Source organism: Streptomyces mutomycini (genome assembly GCF_001700505.1).
GTDB lineage: Bacteria > Actinomycetota > Actinomycetes > Streptomycetales > Streptomycetaceae > Streptomyces > Streptomyces mutomycini.
The window spans coordinates 1-633 of record NZ_MAPV01000409.1 but is presented as its reverse complement, the minus strand read 5'-3'; the positions used below and the strand labels follow the sequence as shown (position 1 = coordinate 633).

1 protein-coding gene is annotated in these 633 nt (G+C 68.7%); it reads left to right on the top strand.

What is annotated here, in order from left to right:
- Window positions 1-633, top strand: a 633-nt coding sequence (locus BFF76_RS30780; protein WP_065849523.1) for a carbohydrate ABC transporter permease, incomplete at both ends; no start/stop codon positions are given.

Below are 633 nucleotides of genomic sequence, written 5' to 3'. Positions count from 1 at the left end.
GCTCTACGCGGTGCTGCTGGTGGTCCCCCTCTACTACCTGCTGATCTCGGCGTTCAAGTCGAACGACCAGATCTTCGGCAGCCCCTTCGCGCCGCCCACCTCCCTGTCCTTCGGCAACTTCGGCGAGGCGTTCTCCTCCGCCGACCTGGGCCTGGCCGTCGTCAACTCGGCGCTCGTCACCGTGTTCGCGCTGGCCCTGACGCTGGCGCTCGCCATCCCCGCGGCCTTCGCGATCGCCCGCGCGACGGGGCCGCTGGGGGCGCTGGTGGAGCGGGTGTTCTCGCTCGGGTTCCTGGTGCCCACGTTCGCCGCGCTCTTCCCGACGTTCCTGCTCTCCGCCGCCACGGGGCTGTTCCACACCCGCGTCTTCATGGTGCTGTTCCTGCCCGCGACGGCGATGCCGCTCTCCGTCGTCATCCTGGTGCAGTTCATGCGGACCATCCCGCGCGAGATGGAGGAGGCCGCGCGGCTGGACGGCGCGTCCACGTTCTCGGTGCTGCGGCACATCTACACCCCGATGTGCGTGCCGGGCATCGCGACCGTACTGCTGCTGAACTTCCTGACCTTCTGGAACGAGTACCTGTACTCGCTCGTGATCATCGGCCCCGATCCGGCGCAGCGCACGGTGCAGGT